At 71.2% G+C, this 14,969-nt stretch carries 12 protein-coding genes; 4 read left to right on the forward strand and 8 right to left on the reverse strand.

What is annotated here, in order from left to right; translation table 11 throughout:
• Positions 1–77: 77 nt before the first annotated feature.
• The 6 genes from ACFVS6_RS34065 to ACFVS6_RS34090 form a co-directional block, all read right to left on the reverse strand.
• Positions 78–1,367 carry a YncE family protein gene (locus ACFVS6_RS34065; RefSeq protein WP_389710104.1) on the reverse strand — a complete coding sequence of 430 codons (1,290 nt, stop codon included), beginning with the start codon at positions 1,365–1,367 and terminating at the stop codon, positions 78–80.
• Between the two features lie 150 nt (positions 1,368–1,517).
• A complete protein-coding gene (locus tag ACFVS6_RS34070) occupies positions 1,518–2,681 on the reverse strand; it encodes an XdhC family protein (protein WP_389710106.1) in 1,164 nt (387 codons plus the stop codon).
• 78 nt (positions 2,682–2,759) lie between these two features.
• On the reverse strand, positions 2,760–4,220 hold the full coding sequence (locus ACFVS6_RS34075) for an NCS2 family permease (protein WP_389710108.1): 1,461 nt from the start codon (positions 4,218–4,220) through the stop codon (positions 2,760–2,762).
• Positions 4,221–4,538: 318 nt separating this feature from the next.
• Complete coding sequence (locus tag ACFVS6_RS34080; protein ID WP_389710110.1) at positions 4,539–6,944, reverse strand: xanthine dehydrogenase family protein molybdopterin-binding subunit; 2,406 nt, start codon at positions 6,942–6,944, stop codon at positions 4,539–4,541.
• A gap of 2 nt (positions 6,945–6,946) precedes the next feature.
• Positions 6,947–7,552, reverse strand: coding sequence for a (2Fe-2S)-binding protein (locus ACFVS6_RS34085; protein WP_281207619.1), 606 nt, complete (start codon positions 7,550–7,552; stop codon positions 6,947–6,949).
• 2 nt (positions 7,553–7,554) lie between these two features.
• The gene (locus ACFVS6_RS34090) at positions 7,555–8,448 is read right to left on the reverse strand and encodes an FAD binding domain-containing protein (protein ID WP_389710112.1); all 894 of its coding nucleotides are present in this window, start codon (positions 8,446–8,448) and stop codon (positions 7,555–7,557) included.
• Between the two features lie 254 nt (positions 8,449–8,702).
• Between ACFVS6_RS34090 and ACFVS6_RS34095 the strand changes: the two genes are divergently transcribed.
• Together ACFVS6_RS34095 and ACFVS6_RS34100 are read left to right on the forward strand one after the other, a co-directional pair.
• On the forward strand, positions 8,703–10,382 hold the full coding sequence (locus tag ACFVS6_RS34095; RefSeq protein ID WP_389710114.1) for a PucR family transcriptional regulator: 1,680 nt from the start codon (positions 8,703–8,705) through the stop codon (positions 10,380–10,382).
• A gap of 189 nt (positions 10,383–10,571) precedes the next feature.
• Positions 10,572–11,345 (forward strand): hypothetical protein, encoded by a 774-nt coding sequence (locus ACFVS6_RS34100; protein WP_389710116.1) that lies wholly within the window; start codon positions 10,572–10,574, stop codon positions 11,343–11,345.
• An 11-nt stretch (positions 11,346–11,356) separates the two neighbouring features.
• On the opposite strand, the gene ACFVS6_RS34105 is transcribed toward ACFVS6_RS34100, so the two are convergent.
• Positions 11,357–12,040: a GntR family transcriptional regulator gene (locus tag ACFVS6_RS34105; RefSeq protein WP_389710117.1), complete on the reverse strand. Its 684-nt coding sequence runs from the start codon at positions 12,038–12,040 to the stop codon at positions 11,357–11,359.
• A 185-nt stretch (positions 12,041–12,225) separates the two neighbouring features.
• Between ACFVS6_RS34105 and ACFVS6_RS34110 the strand changes: the two genes are divergently transcribed.
• Both ACFVS6_RS34110 and ACFVS6_RS34115 read left to right on the forward strand, forming a co-directional pair.
• Positions 12,226–13,101 carry a (2Fe-2S)-binding protein gene (locus ACFVS6_RS34110; protein WP_389710119.1) on the forward strand — a complete coding sequence of 292 codons (876 nt, stop codon included), beginning with the start codon at positions 12,226–12,228 and terminating at the stop codon, positions 13,099–13,101.
• Between the two features lie 192 nt (positions 13,102–13,293).
• Positions 13,294–14,352, forward strand: a complete 1,059-nt coding sequence (locus ACFVS6_RS34115) for a DUF2637 domain-containing protein (protein WP_389710120.1) — start codon at positions 13,294–13,296, stop codon at positions 14,350–14,352.
• A 140-nt stretch (positions 14,353–14,492) separates the two neighbouring features.
• Here the strand turns inward: ACFVS6_RS34115 and ACFVS6_RS34120 are convergent, their stop codons facing one another.
• On the reverse strand, positions 14,493–14,921 hold the full coding sequence (locus ACFVS6_RS34120) for an ATP-binding protein (RefSeq protein WP_389710122.1): 429 nt from the start codon (positions 14,919–14,921) through the stop codon (positions 14,493–14,495).
• Positions 14,922–14,969 lie beyond the last annotated feature (48 nt).

Raw genomic sequence — 14,969 nt, forward strand, 5'->3', positions numbered from 1 at the left:
GTTCCAGCGCCCGCGCCGCCCGGCCCCGCAGCGCCGCCCACCTCCTCGGCGGCGCCCCCGCCGGCGCCGTTCATGCGTCAGCGTGCGGCAGGCCCCGTCCAGTCCGTCGGGACGTGGCCGAGCCGGACGCGCTGCGGGTGGTCGCCGACGGGCACGGACACCCGCTTGGCGCCGGTGGCGAAGTCGATGGCCGTGACCCGGTCGGCGCCGCTCTCCGAGATGACGCAGCCCTTGCCGTCCCCGTCGACGGTGGCCCAGTAGGGCTTGGCCGCGGGCACCAGCGGTCCTTCCGCGAGGGTGGCGCGGTCCACGACGGTGGCGTAGTCGTCCATGGTTCCCGCGATGCAGAGCTTGGATCCGTCCGGGCTCATGGACATGCCGTGGTGGCGGGAGTCGTTGACCCAGGTGGTCCGGTCGGAGCTCGTGTCCGGGTTCGTCGGGAGGGTCTTGAGGCGGGTGATCCGGTCGGTGGGCACGTCGTATTCCAGGAAACCGTTGAAGAACGACACCTGGAAGTAGAACTTCGACTCGTCGGGACTGAAGGCGACCGGGCGTACGGAGTCGGAGAGGTCGGGGCGGCCGAAGGCGTCGAGGCGTTCGCGCATGTCGATGACGCGCACGGTGCGGAAGGTCTGCGTGTCCACCACGGTGATCTTCCGGTCGCCCTTCGTCCAGTCCAGCCAGGGCGCGTCGAGGGCGGTGTTCACCTCGCCGATCGAGCTGTTCCACAGGAAGCGGCCGTCGCGGGTGTAGGTGTTCTCGTGCGGTTTGTCACCGGTGCGGAACGAGCCGACCTGTCGCCCGGTGGCGATGTCCAGCACGTGCACGGTGTTGGCCGTGGAGGCGGAGACGGCGACGCGGGTGCCGTCCGGCGAGACCGCCATGTGGTCGGACCGGAAGCCCGCGACGGGGAAGCGCCAGTTGATCCGACCGGAGCGCACGTCGATGGACACGACGTCGGCGAAGCTCGGCCGGGAGACGACGACGGCCGAGCCGTCCGGGGTGGTGTACATGTCGTCGACGAACTGGTCGTGGCCCTCGCCGGCGCTCTCGCGGATGCCGAGGAAGAACGCGAGCTTCAGCGGGTTGAGGTGGATCTCCCACAGCCGGTCGGCCTTGTCGGGGATCACGTCGATCCTGCCGATCCTGGCGAGGTCGCCGGTGGAGGCGAGGACGTCGGCGGTCCCCTCCCAGTTGTTCCCGACGAAGAACACCTCGCGCAGGCCGTCGCCGGGGGCGGCCGGGGGCGCCGGCGCGGCGGACGCCGGCGCGAGGGCTGTCAGCAGGGCCGCCGTGGTGAGCACGGCCAGGGTCCGCAGGGGGCGCCGCGCCAACAGCGCTCGCGGATTTCGCACGGTACGTAACATCCGGTCAACTCCGGTGTTCCGAGGGGACGGAGAGGTCGCCTCTCCTTACCGGCCGGTAAGATAGGGGGAACGTCAAAAGGGCGCAACCCAATGGGTCGCGCCCTTCGTCCGCTTCCGGCCGGCACCCGCTCCCGGCCGTCACTCACCGCTTCAAGCGACGGATCCGATCCTGCCGATCACGGAGTTCGAGGTGTCGTGGTGGATCGGGATGTGCGCGCCGGTGAGCGCGGCCCCGGTGCCGCCGCGGCGGTTCGCGACGATCTCGGCGGCGATGGACAGCGCGGTCTCCTCCGGGGAGCGGGCGCCGAGGTCCAGGCCGATCGGGGAGCGCAGTCGGGCCAGTTCGAGCTCGGTCACGCCGACGTCGCGGAGCCGCTTGTTGCGGTCCTCGTGGGTGCGGCGGGAGCCCATGGCGCCGACGTAGGCGACGGGAAGCTTGAGGGCCAGTTCGAGGAGCGGGACGTCGAACTTGGCGTCGTGGGTGAGGACGCACAGGACGGTCCGGGCGTCGACGGCGCCCGCTTCGGCCTGGGCCTCCAGGTAACGGTGCGGCCAGTCGACCACGATGTCGTCCGCCTCGGGGAAACGGTTCTTCGTGGCGAACACGGGCCGGGCGTCGCAGAGGGTCACGTGATAGCCGAGGAACTTGCCGATCCGCACCAGGGCGGAGGCGAAGTCGATGGCACCGAAGACGATCATCCGGGGCGGCGGCACGCTGGACTCGACGAGCACCTTGAGGGGCTCGCCGCAGAGCCGCCCGTCGGCGCCTATCTCCAGTACGCCGGTCTTCCCGGCGTCCAGCATGGCGCGGGCCTCCTCGGCGAGGGTGCGGTCCAGCTCGGGGTGTCCCCCGAAGCCGCCCTCGTAGGAGCCGTCGGCACGGACGGTGACGGCGCGGCCCATGAGCTCGGCCGGGCCTTCGGCGATCCGGGCCACCGCGGCGGCCTCGCCGCGGGCGGCGGCGGCCAGGGCGGCGGCCAGTACCGGGCGCAGGGGCGAGCCCACGGGGACCGGGGTGACCAGGATGTCGATGATTCCGCCGCAGGTCAGACCCACGGCGAAAGCATCGTCGTCGCTGTACCCGAAGCGCTCCTGGACGGTCTCGCCGTCCTCCAGCGCCTGCTGGCACAGCTCGTAGACCGCACCCTCCACGCATCCACCGGAAACCGAACCGATCGCGGTGCCCTCGCCGTCGACGGCGAGCGCGGCACCGGGTTGCCGGGGTGCGCTCCCGCCGACCGCCACGACCGTGGCGACGGCGAAGTCACGTCCCTGCTCGACCCACCGGTTCAGTTCTTCGGCGATGTCCAGCATGTGCGGCCTCCTCGGAGGGGTTCGGTTTCCAGTATCGAATACGTGGAGGGTGCGGTTCTCTTACGGAGTGGAGCCGGGTCAGTGGACCCCGAGCCAGCCCTCGATCGGGTTGAGGGCGAAGAACACCAGGAAGATGCCCGTCAGGACCCACATGAAGGCGCCGATCTCGCGGGCCTTGCCCTGCGCGACCTTGATGGCCACGTAGGAGATGACACCGGCCGCGACGCCGGCGGTGATCTGGTAGGTGAACGGCATGATCACGACGGTCAGGAAGACCGGGATCGCGGTCGCGCTGTCGGCCCAGTCCACGTGGCGGGCGTTCTGCATCATCATCGCGCCGATGACGACCAGGGCCGCGGAGGCGACCTCGCCCGGAACCACCTGGGTGATCGGGGTGAAGAAGAGGCAGGCGGCGAAGAAGAGGCCGGTGACGACGGAGGCGAGACCCGTGCGGGCACCCTCACCGACGCCGGTGGCGGACTCGACGAACACGGTCTGGCCGGAGCCGCCCGCGACACCACCGATGGCGCCACCGGCGCCGTCGATGAACAGGGCCTTGGACAGGCCCGGCATGCGGCCCTTGTCGTCGGCCAGCTTGGCCTCGGTGCCGACGCCGATGATGGTGGCCATCGCGTCGAAGAAGCCGGCGAGCACCAGGGTGAAGACGATCATGCCGATCGTCATGACGCCGACGTCGCCCCAGCCGCCGAACTCGACCTTGCCGAAGAGCGAGAAGTCGGGCATCGAGACCGCGGAGCCGGAGAGCTCCGGCGGGCCGTTCTTCCAGGCCTTCGGGTCGATGTCGACGACGGCGTTCAGGATCGCGGCCAGGATGGTGCCGCCGACGATGCCGATCAGGATCGCGCCGGGGACCTTGCGGGCCTGCAGCATGAAGATGGCGAGCAGGGTGATGCAGAAGAGCAGGACGGGCCAGCCGGCGAGCTCACCGGCGGGGCCGAGGGTGACCGGCCCGCCGACCTGGGAACCGTGCACGAATCCGGCCTTCACGAGGCCGATGAGGGCGACGAAGAGGCCGATGCCCATGGTGATGGCGTGCTTGAGCGCGAGGGGGATCGCGTTCATGATCATCTCTCGGAGGCCGGTGACGACCAGGAGACAGATCACGACGCCGTACATCACGCACATGCCCATGGCCTGCGGCCAGGTCATCTGCGGTGCCACCTGCGAGGCCAGCACGCCCGAGACGGAGAGTCCGGCGGCGAGTGCGAGCGGCACCTTGCCGACGAAGCCCATGAGGAGCGTGGTCAGGGCAGCCGCGAACGCGGTGGCCGTGATCAGCGCCGCCGGCGACATGGTGTTCCCGGCGACGTCCTTGCCGGAAAGGATGAGCGGGTTGAGCAGCAGGATGTACGCCATGGCCATGAAGGTCGTGATACCGCCACGAACCTCGTTGCCGACGTTGGATCCTCTGTGCGTTATATGGAAATACCGGTCGAGCCAAGAACGGCCCGCGGGATTCAGAGTGCCGTCGCCGGCCTCTTCCGCGGTGGTCTTGGGCTCCACTGATGACTGGGTCATGGTGCCTAACTCCCAAGGTTCAAAGGGGCACCCGCATAAAGATTGGAGACACGGGATTTGGGAAACTGCGTTTGGCTGCACGACCCGGGGTGACGGCCCGAGGCGACGCGAATGTTCACTGCGTTTACTGCGGGTAGTGCGGGGGTGACCGCTGGTACTACGTGGGGGTTTCTGCAGGGGTACTGCCAGGTGCGAGGACCGCGAGCGGTGCGGTACTTCGTGCTCCGGGCGGCGGGACCGAAAGTGTGACGTTCCCTGTACCGCCGCCCGGAAATCCGGGGGTGGGTCCGGGGGCCGGAGCCCCCGGACCACGCCGTCCTAGAGGGTGCCGGTGAGGGCTTCCGGACGGATCGGCGTCTTGTTGATCTCCAGACCGGTCGCCTGCCGGATCGCCGCGATGACGGCCGGGGTGGACGAGAGGGTCGGGGCCTCGCCCATGCCGCGCAGGCCGTACGGGGCCTTCGGGTCGGCGAGCTCCAGGACGTCGACCGGGATGGTCGGGGTGTCGAGGATGGTCGGGATCAGGTAGTCCGTGAAGGAGGGGTTGCGCACCTTCGCGGTCTTCGGGTCCACGATGATCTCTTCCATGATCGCGACGCCCAGGCCCTGGGTGGTACCACCCTGGATCTGGCCGACCACGGAGAGCATGTTCAGCGCCTTGCCGACGTCCTGGGCGGTCGCCAGCTCGACGACCTTGACCAGGCCCAGCTCGGTGTCCACCTCGACGACCGCGCGGTGCGCGGCGAAGGTGTACTGGACGTGCCCGTTGCCCTGGCCGGTGACCAGGTCGAAGGGCTCGGTCGCCGCGTGACGGAATTCGAGTTCGAGGTCGATCGCGTCCTCGCCCTCCAGGACGTCCGCGATGTCCGCGAGGACCTCGCCGCCGTCGGTGACGACCTTTCCGCCTTCGAGGAGCAGCTCGGCCGTGGCCCACGCCGGGTGGTACGAGCCCTTCTTGCGACGGCCGATCTCCAGCAGGGCCTCGCGGACCGCCTCACAGGTGTTCTTCACGGCGCCACCGGTCATGTACGTCTGCCGGGAGGCGGACGTGGAACCGGCGGAGCCGACCTGCGTGTCGGCCGGGTGGATCGTCACCTGCGTGACGCCCAGCTCGGTACGGGCGATCTGCGTGTGGACGGTGATGCCGCCCTGGCCGACCTCCGCCATGGCCGTGTGGACCATCGCGACGGGCTCGCCGTTGATGACCTCCAGGCGCACGCGGGCGGTGGAGTAGTCGTCGAAGCCCTCGGAGAAGCCGACGTTCTTGATGCCGACCGCGTAGCCGACGCCGCGGACGACGCCCTCGCCGTGGGTGGTGTTGGAGAGGCCGCCGGGCAGCGCGCGGACGTCCGCGCCCTCGCCGGCCGACTCCCACTGACGCTCGGGCGGCAGCGGGCGGGCCTTGACCCGGCGCAGCAGCTCGGCGACGGGCGCCGGGGCGTCCACGACCTGGCCGGTGGGCATGATCGTGCCCTGCTCCATGGCGTTGAGCTGGCGGAACTCGACCGGGTCCATGCCCAGCTTCTCCGCGAGCTTGTCCATCTGGGCCTCGTAGGCGAAGCAGGCCTGGACGGCGCCGAAGCCGCGCATCGCGCCGCACGGCGGGTTGTTCGTGTAAAGCGCGATCGCCTCGATGTCCACGTCCTCCAGGACGTAGGGACCGACCGAGAGGGAGGAGGCGTTGCCCACGACCGCCGGGGAGGCGGACGCGTACGCGCCGCCGTCCAGGACGATCTTGCACTTCATGTGCGTGAGCTTGCCGTCCTTGGTGGCGCCGTGCTCGTAGTAGAGCTTCGCCGGGTGGCGGTGCACGTGACCGAAGAAGGACTCGAAGCGGTTGTAGACGATCTTGACCGGCTTGTTCGTGGCCAGGGCCAGGAGGCAGGCGTGGATCTGCATCGAGATGTCCTCGCGGCCACCGAAGGCACCGCCGACGCCCGAGAGCGTCATGCGGACCTTCTCCGGCGGCAGGCCGAGGACCGGGGCGATCTGCTGGAGGTCCGAGTGCAGCCACTGGGTGGCGACGTACAGCTCGACGCCGCCGTCCTCGGACGGCACGGCCAGGCCGGACTCCGGGCCGAGGAAGGCCTGGTCCTGCATGCCGAACGTGTACTCGCCCTCGACGATGACGTCGGCGCGCTTGCGGGCCTCTTCCACGTTGCCGCGGATGATCGGCTGGCGGTGCACGATGTTCGGGTGCGGGACGTGACCGATGTGGTGGTCGTCGCGGCCCTCGTGGATCAGCGGCGCGCCCTCGGCGAGGGCGGAGGCCTCGTCCGTGACGAGCGGCAGCTCACGGTAGTCGATCTTGATCTTGGCGGCCGCGCGGCGGGCGGTCTCCGGGTGGTCGGCGGCCACGAGGGCGACCGGCTCACCGTGGTGACGTACTCGGCCGTTGGCGAGAACCGGGGTGTCCTGGATCTCCAGGCCGTAGTTCTTCATCTCGGCCGGCAGGTCGTCGTACGTCAGCACCGAGTACACGCCGGGCATGGCGAGCGCCTCGGAGATGTCGATGGAGACGATCTCGGCGTGGGCGACGGTGCTGCGCAGCGTCTGGCCCCACAGCATGTCCTCGTGCCACATGTCCGAGGAGTACGCGAACTCGCCGGTGACCTTGAGGGTGCCGTCCGGACGGAGGATGGACTCGCCGATGCCGCCCTTGTTGTGCTTCTGGGTGACGTTCGTCGGCGTACCGGCGGGCACGGTGCGGGTGTTCTGAGCCATGGTCAGACCGCCTCTCCCTGACGGGCGGCCGCGAGGCGGACCGCGTCGAGGATCTTCTCGTAGCCCGTGCAGCGGCAGAGGTTGCCGGACAGGGCCTCACGGATGTCCTGGTCGGACGGGTCGGAGTTCTCCTCCAGCAGCGCGTCCGCCTGGACGAGCAGACCCGGGGTGCAGAAACCGCACTGGACGGCGCCGGCGTCGATGAACGCCTGCTGGATGTTGGAGAGCTCGATGCCCTCACCGGTCTGGGAGTCACCGGGCTTGGCCGCCCAGCGCTTCGCCTCGTCGGTGGTCACGCCCTTGCTTCCGCAGCCGCCGCCGGTGCCGCAGGCACCGCCGTGGCCGTGCTCCTCGCGCTGCTTGGCGAAGTCCGCCAGGCCCTCGACGGTCACGACGTCGCGACCCTCGACCTGACCGGCGGCCACCAGACAGGAGCAGACCGGCACGCCGTCCAGACGGACGGTGCACGAACCGCACTCACCCTGCTCGCAAGCGTTCTTCGAGCCCGGCAGGCCCATGCGCTCGCGCAGGACGTAGAGGAGGGACTCGCCCTCCCACACGTCGTCGGCTTCCTGCTGACGACCGTTGACAGTGAAATTGACGCGCATGGTTACGCAGCCCCTTCGAGCGAGCGGCCGTTGGTGCCGCGGTACTGCTCCCACGTCCAGACGAGCTGACGGCGAGCCATGATGCCTACCGCGTGGCGGCGGTACTTCGCCGTGCCGCGGACGTCGTCGATCGGGTTGGCCGCGCCGGAGGCGAGGTCACCGAACTGCTTGGCGATCGACGGGGTGATGACCTTGCCCGACTCCCAGAAGCCGCCCTCTTCGAGCGCGGCGTTCAGGAACTCCTCGGCGGCCTTCGCCCGGATCGGGGTCGGCGCGGCCGACCCGATGCCGGTGCGGACCGTGCGGGAGTCGGGGTGCAGCGCCAGACCGAAGGCGCACACCGCGATGACCATCGCGTTGCGGGAGCCGACCTTCGAGTACTGCTGCGGACCGGAGGCGTTCTTGATGTGGATCGTCTTGATGAGCTCGTCGGGAGCCAGCGCGTTGCGCTTGACGCCCGTGTAGAACTCGTCGATCGGGATCAGTCGCGCGCCGCGGACCGACTCGACCTCGACCTCCGCGCCTGCCGCGAGGAGGGCGGGGTGGGAGTCACCGGCCGGCGAGGCGCAACCGAGGTTGCCGCCGACACCGCCGCGGTTGCGGATCTGCGGGGACGCGACCGTGTGCGAGGCGAGCGCGAGACCCGGCAGCGTACCGCGCAGGTTCTCCATGATCTGGGTGTACGGGACGGAGGCGCCCAGCTTGGTGACCTCCTCGCCTACCTCCCACTCCCGCAGCAGACCGATGCGGTTGAGGTCGAGGAGGTACTCCGGACGGCGGTGGTCGAAATTGATCTCGACCATGATGTCGGTGCCACCCGCAATCGGCACAGCTGTGGGGTACTCGGCCTTAGCGGCGAGCGCCTCCTCCCAGCTGGCGGGGCGAAGGAAGTCCATGTGCGGCTCTCTTCTTCTTCATCGTGTCGTTCACTTCAAGCCAGGAGGCCGAAGGGCCCTCGACTGGTCGTTCACGTGCTGTTAATGCGGTGTGGAGTCAGTACACAAGCCACGCGTCCCCCGGGTGCAGTCACCGAAACCATGAAGGAGTTGGCTGGGGGCCTCCCTCGTCTTGTAGATTCGTATGAAAGGCAGGATGCGACGACCTGCCCGATTTCCAACGGCAACATTCGAGACAGATCGGCGGCGACATCATGCGGCTGCGCGCACTGCTGGAAACCGAGGCGCTGGGGCTGCGGCTGCTGGGCGGCGAGGACGAACTCGACCGGACGGTCCGCGGGGTCATGACGACCGACCTACGGGACCCGAGCCGATACCTGTCGGGAGGAGAACTCGTCCTCACCGGCCTGGCATGGCGAAGAAATTCAGCCGATTCCGAGCCGTTCGTACGAATCCTTGCGAGCGCGGGCGTCGCGGGCCTCGCGGCCGGCGAGGCCGAGCTCGGCGACATCCCCGATGATCTCGTTTCAGCCTGTCGGCGCAACCGGCTCCCGCTGTTCGCCGTGAACGAGGACGTTGCATTCGCCACCATCACGGAATACGTGGTGCGGCAGGTCTCCGGGGAGCGTGCGGGCGACCTCGCGGCGGTCGTGGACCGCCACCGGCGGCTCATGACGTCGGGCCCGGCGGGAGGGGGACCCGATGTGGTGCTGGATCTGCTCACCACGGACCTCGATCTGCGGGCCTGGGTGCTCTCGCCCACGGGCCGGCAGATCGCCGGCGCCGGCGAGCCGCTGGCTCCGGGCGTCTGCGCGACGCTGGCGAGCGAACACCTCGCGGCGGTCCGGACCGGCCGCAGGGGCCCGCACCGGTTGTCCATCCAGGGTATTACCTACTCGCTGTTCCCGATCAGGGGACACGGCCGGGGCCCGGGTCCCGCCGCCCGTGACGTGCGCGAGAGCGTGCTGTCGGACTGGCTGCTGGCCGTCGAGGCGGACGCGGGCGACTGGCCCGCCGAACGGCTGGATCTGCTCCAGGGCGTCACCCAGCTGATCGCGGTCGAGCGGGACCGCCGGGACGCGGCCCGTACGGTGCGCCGCCGGCTGGCCCAGGAGGTGCTGGAGCTGGTCCAGACGGGTGCCGCGCCCGCCGAGATCGCGGCCCGCCTGCGGGTGGCCGCGCCGGTGCTGCTGCCCGGACTGGGCGGCGCCCCGCACTGGCAGGTCGTGGTGGCGCGGGTCGACTGGGACGGCGGGGACATCCCCGGCGGGCCGGTGGCCCAGTCGCTGCTGGAGGAGATCCTGGTCGACCCGTCGATCGCGGGACCCGAGCCCTCCGACCGGATCGCGGTGGCCCACGCGGGTGACGAGGCCATCGCGCTCGTGCCGCTGCCCTCGCTCCCCGGGGAGCCCGGGGAGGACAAGGGCGGCCCCGATTCCGCCCTGCACGCCGACGTGCTCCTGGCCTCCGTACGGGAGCCCCTGGCGGCCGGCCTGGCCGACGACGGACGGCTCACCCTCGGCGTCAGCGCCGCCGTGCACTCCGCCGAGGGGTTGCGCGGGGCCCTGGAGGAGGCCCGGCACGCCCGCCGGGTCGCCGCCGCCCGTCCGGGCCGGGTCTGCGCGGCCGGGCACCACGAGCTGGCCTCGCACGTCCTGCTGCTGCCGTTCGTCCCGGACGACGTGCGCAGGGCCTTCACGGCCCGCCTGCTGGACCCGCTGCGCGACTACGACCGGCGACACCGGGCGGAGCTCATCCCGACCCTGGAGGCGTTCCTGGACTGCGACGGCTCCTGGACCCGCTGCGCGACCCGACTGCACCTCCACGTCAACACGCTGCGCTACCGGGTCGGGCGAATCGAGCAGCTGACGGCGCGGGACCTGTCCCGGCTCGAGGACAAGCTCGACTTCTTCCTCGCACTGCGGATGAGCTGAGGAAAGACCGCCCCGCCCCGCCTCCCGGGGGCGGTGCGCGGGGACGGCCTTGCGTGCCGGGGCCGCTGACACGTCGTCCGGACTTTGTGAAAGAGTTCACCCGACCCCTTGGCCGATGCAGCCGATCCGTGCTCTCATTTCGCCCCAGGGCTCAACGACGTGCTGCTTGGTTGCTTCGGGGAGGGCAATGTGGCGGATACCGCCATGTCCGGTGCGGGATCAACTGGGGGCGACGACCCCCTCCAGCGAGCGATATGGCGGCTGCGCTCGCGCGGCTGTTGGAGCGACGCGGCGGCCCTCCTGACGCCCCACGCGCACAACGCGGGCGCCGCCGTGCAGCGCACCGCGCTCCTGGTGGAGCGGTGCCTGTTCACCGGCCAGGGGTGGGCCGAGGCGGAGGACGCGCTGCGGGTGGCGGAGGCCGTGGCCCGGGACGACGACGAACGGGGCGCCGCTGCGTGCGAACGGGGCCAGCTGGCCTACGCCGCGACCGTGCTCGGGGTCCGCGACCGGGCCGACGAGGCCCGCTCGGCCCTCGGCCGCTCGGCGGCCCTGTTGTCCGCCGGGTCCCGGACCCGGCCGCTGCTGGACTTCCGGCGGGGGCTGGTCGCGGAGCACCTGTCGGACTCCCCGCAGGCGGCCCTGCCGGCCTACCGGCGCGCCCATGCCGGCGCGGTGACCCACGGGGACACCCTGCTGCTGTCCTTCACCTGGCGGCACCTGGCCGCGCTGGCCCTGCGGGACGGGGAGGTCGCGGAGGCCCGCAAGGGCTTCACGGAGTCCCTGCGGATCCGGGAGGAGCTGGGGTTCCTGGTCGGTACGGCCCCCGCCCTGGCGGCCCTGGCCGAGGCCGAGCCCGAGCCCGAGGCCACCCGGCTGCGCGCGGAGGCCCGTCGCCTGTTCCACCTGCTGGGCGGCATCCCGACCTGGTTGGCCGACCAGCTCCACCCGTCGCCCGCGTAACCCCCCGCGGTTCAGCGGGCGCCGGCGAAGTGCTCCCGTACGAGTGATTCCACCACCGGGAGGTCCCCCGCGATCAGGGCCTCCAGGAGGGCGGAGTGCTCGGCCGCGTCGGCGACGAGGTCGGCGCGGCGGACGCGGGGGGCTCCCGGCAGGGGCCACTGGGCGCGCCGGTGGAGTTCCTCCGCGAGCCGTACGAGCTCGGCGTTGTCCGCGAGGGAGAGCACGGCCCGGTGGAAGGCCCGGTCGGCGGCCGCGTAGCCGGGCAGGTCGCCCGCGGCGGCCGCCTCGGCCGTGGCGAGGGCGCCGGGGCGCAGGGATTCCCAGGTCTCGACCGCGACGGTGCGGGCGAGGCGGAGCATCACGGGGACTTCCAGCAAGGCCCTGACCTCGGCCAGTTCCGCCAGCGAGCGGGGAGTGCGGGTCAGGACCCGGAACCCGCGGTTGGGCAGGCATTCCACCGCCCCTTCCAGGGCGAGCTGCTGCATCGCCTCCCGCACGGGGGTCGCGGAGACCCCGAACCGTTCGCCGAGCGCAGGGCCGGAGTAGATCTCCCCCGGCGCCAGCTCGCCCTCCACGAGGGCGGCCCGCAGGGCCTCCAGCACCTGCGCGCGCACCGAATGGCGCAGTACCTTATGTGCGTTCTGTACGGGAATCGACGGGTTCGTCGATGCCGCGGAGTGGTCCGCAGCGTGCATTCGGCCCTCCTCCGGGTCTCGACCGGCTCCGAGAATAGGCCAAGGTCAGCGGGGTGGAAGGGGCCGGGCGCGCCGGATTCGCCGAGGTCGGGGGAAATCCCGGCGGCGGGGGGTGGACGCATCCCCCCGAAGGTCAGATAAGGTAAGGCTAACCTTCTAACGATCGCGTGATTCGGTGGTCCGTCATGACCGGCTTGGCTGTTGACGTCCTGCTCCCGCCCGCACTCGCCCCGGCCGGCTCTCCGGTGGCGGACGCGTACGAGCGCCTGACGGCGGCCTACCCCGGACTGAGGATCACGGAGCACGACGCGCACGAGCCCCTCCCTCGCGGTGTGGGATGGGTCGGCGCGGACGAGCTCGCGGCGGGCGGGGAGGCGGTCGACGCCTTCCTCGCCTGGGACCACGCCCAGGTGCTGCGCGACTACGGCACCCCCGGGCGGCCCGACGTGGTGGCCGGATTCGGGTTGCACCGGTACGCCTGGCCCGCCGTCCTGCTGATCACGGTCCCCTGGTTCCTGGACCGCCGGGTTCCCCGGCTGCCGGTGTCCCGGGTGGCGTACCACCGGACCCGCGGCGAGATGGCCGTACGGGTCGAGACCTTCGCGTGCCTGCCGGACGATCCGGCGGCCGCCCTCCCCGGGGCCCGTGTCGTGCCCGACGAGGAGTCACTGCGGAGCGAGGTGCGGGCAGCGGTGTCCCAGCACCTCACCCCGCTGCTGGAAGGTTTCGGCCCGCGGACACGACGCGGCCGGCGGGCCCTGTGGGCGATGGCGACCGACGACCTCGTCGAGAGCCTGTGGTACCTCGGGCAGTTGCTGGGCGAGGAGCCGCGGGCGATGCGGGAGCTGGAACTGCTGCTGCCCGGCTCGACCGCCCCGTACGCGGGCGGGGCGGGCTTCCGCACCCTGCGCGGGCCCGACGGCCAGGAGCTGCCGACCCGCGACCGGGCCGGCTGCTGCTTCTTCTACACGATCCGACCGGAGGACACCTGTACGACCTGTCCGCGCACCTGCGACGCGGACCGCGTCGCCCGGCTCGTGGCGGAGGCCGCCACCGACTGAACCCACCCGCAGGGATGAAGTGAGTTCGAACTCAACCCCGTTGATACGAGCGACAGTTCGAGCCACAACACCCTATCCGACGGGCCCCGCCCCCCGATGGCGTCCACTTGCCCCGAAACCCGCGTGCACCACGGACCGGCTGCGTCACTATGGCGCCCGGAAAGCCGCATACGCGAGGCAAGGGACATCCGCATGAGACTGACCGACATATCGCTGGACTGGCTGCTGCCCGGCAGCCTGTTGATCCTGGGCGTACTTGCGGCAGTGGCGGTACTGGCCCGGGGCAAGCGGGAGGGCGAGAAGGCCGCGACCGAGGACAGTTGGGAACGCAGCGAGGAACGGCGACGGCGCAAGGAAGCCGTCTACGGGACCGCCTCGTACGTCCTGCTCTTCTGCTGTGCGGCGGTGGCCGCGGCGCTCTCCTTCCACGGACTCGTCGGTTTCGGCCGACAGAACCTGAACCTGTCCGGGGGCTGGGAGTACCTGGTCCCCTTCGGCCTCGACGGCGCCGCCATGTTCTGTTCGGTGCTGGCCGTGCGCGAGGCCAGTCACGGCGACGCGGCCCTCGGGTCCCGCCTGCTGGTCTGGATGTTCGCGGGCGCGGCCGCCTGGTTCAACTGGGTGCACGCGCCCCGCGGCCTCGGACACGACGGCGCCCCGCAGTTCTTCGCGGGGATGTCGCTGTCGGCGGCCGTGCTGTTCGACCGCGCCCTCAAGCAGACGCGGCGGGCCGCGCTGCGCGAACAGGGCCTGATCCCGAGGCCGTTGCCGCAGATCCGGATGGTCCGCTGGCTGCGGGCCCCGCGCGAGACCTTCGGCGCGTGGTCGCTCATGCTGCTGGAGGGCGTCCGCACCCTCGACGAGGCCGTGGACGAGGTGCGCGAGGACAAGAAGGAGAAGGAACAGGACCGTCACCGCAGGCGGGAGCAACACCGCCTGGACCGGGCCCACATCAAGGCCCTCGGTCGGCAGAACCGGGCGTTCGGCAGGGCCCGGGCCCGGCAGGTCGACATGCCGGGGCTGAACCCCGGAACGGGCTCCGCGCCGGTCGGCGCGGAGCCGGCCATATCGGAAGCGGGACAGCTGCCCCTGCGCCGCCGGCCCTCCCTGCAGGCCGTCAACGGAACCGAACCCCTTGATCCGTCCGGTGCCCGGACGGTCGACCTCACCGCCGAGGACGACACCCAGACGATTCCCCGGCTCGACTCACTGGAGCGCAAACTGAAGGACCTGGAGCAGCAGTTCGGCTGATCCGGACCGCTCGTACGACACGGCGGGGCGGTTGCCGCCCGGGAACTCCCCGGGGGCAGCCGCCCCGCCGTCGTATCGCGGTCCGCGCGGCACCGAGCGGCACGGACCCGGCGAGATCCGGAAGGGACGGTCGACGTGCCTCAGCCCGCGCGCAGCTCGAACCAGACGACCTTGCCGCGCCCCAGCGCCACCGGGTCCACGCCCCAGGCATCGGCGAGCGCCTGCACCAACACCAGCCCCCGGCCGTGCGTACCGTCGTCGGCGGACGGTACGTACGGGCGGGGGCGGCGGGCCGTGTAGTCGCGGACCTCGACCCGCAGCGTGGCGGCGGCGAGGCTCGCGGACACCTCCGCGCCGTGCTCGGTGTGGACGAGTGCGTTCGTGACGAGTTCGGTGATCAGCAGCTCCGCGACGTCGGCCGCGTCCGTCCGGCACCGGTGGCGCAGCAGTTCCCGCAGCGCGCGTCGGACCTCGCCCACGGCCTTCAGGTCGGCCCGGTCCACGCTCCGCCTGATCCGCACCACGTCCGCCGCGCTGCCGCCGCCCCCGGCGGACGGTTCGCGCGGCACCGGCCGGCCTCTCTTCCACAGCTTTCCGGTATTCGCCCCCACCCGCAC

This window comes from Streptomyces sp. NPDC057939 (genome assembly GCF_042887545.1).
Taxonomy (GTDB): Bacteria; Actinomycetota; Actinomycetes; order Streptomycetales; family Streptomycetaceae; genus Streptomyces.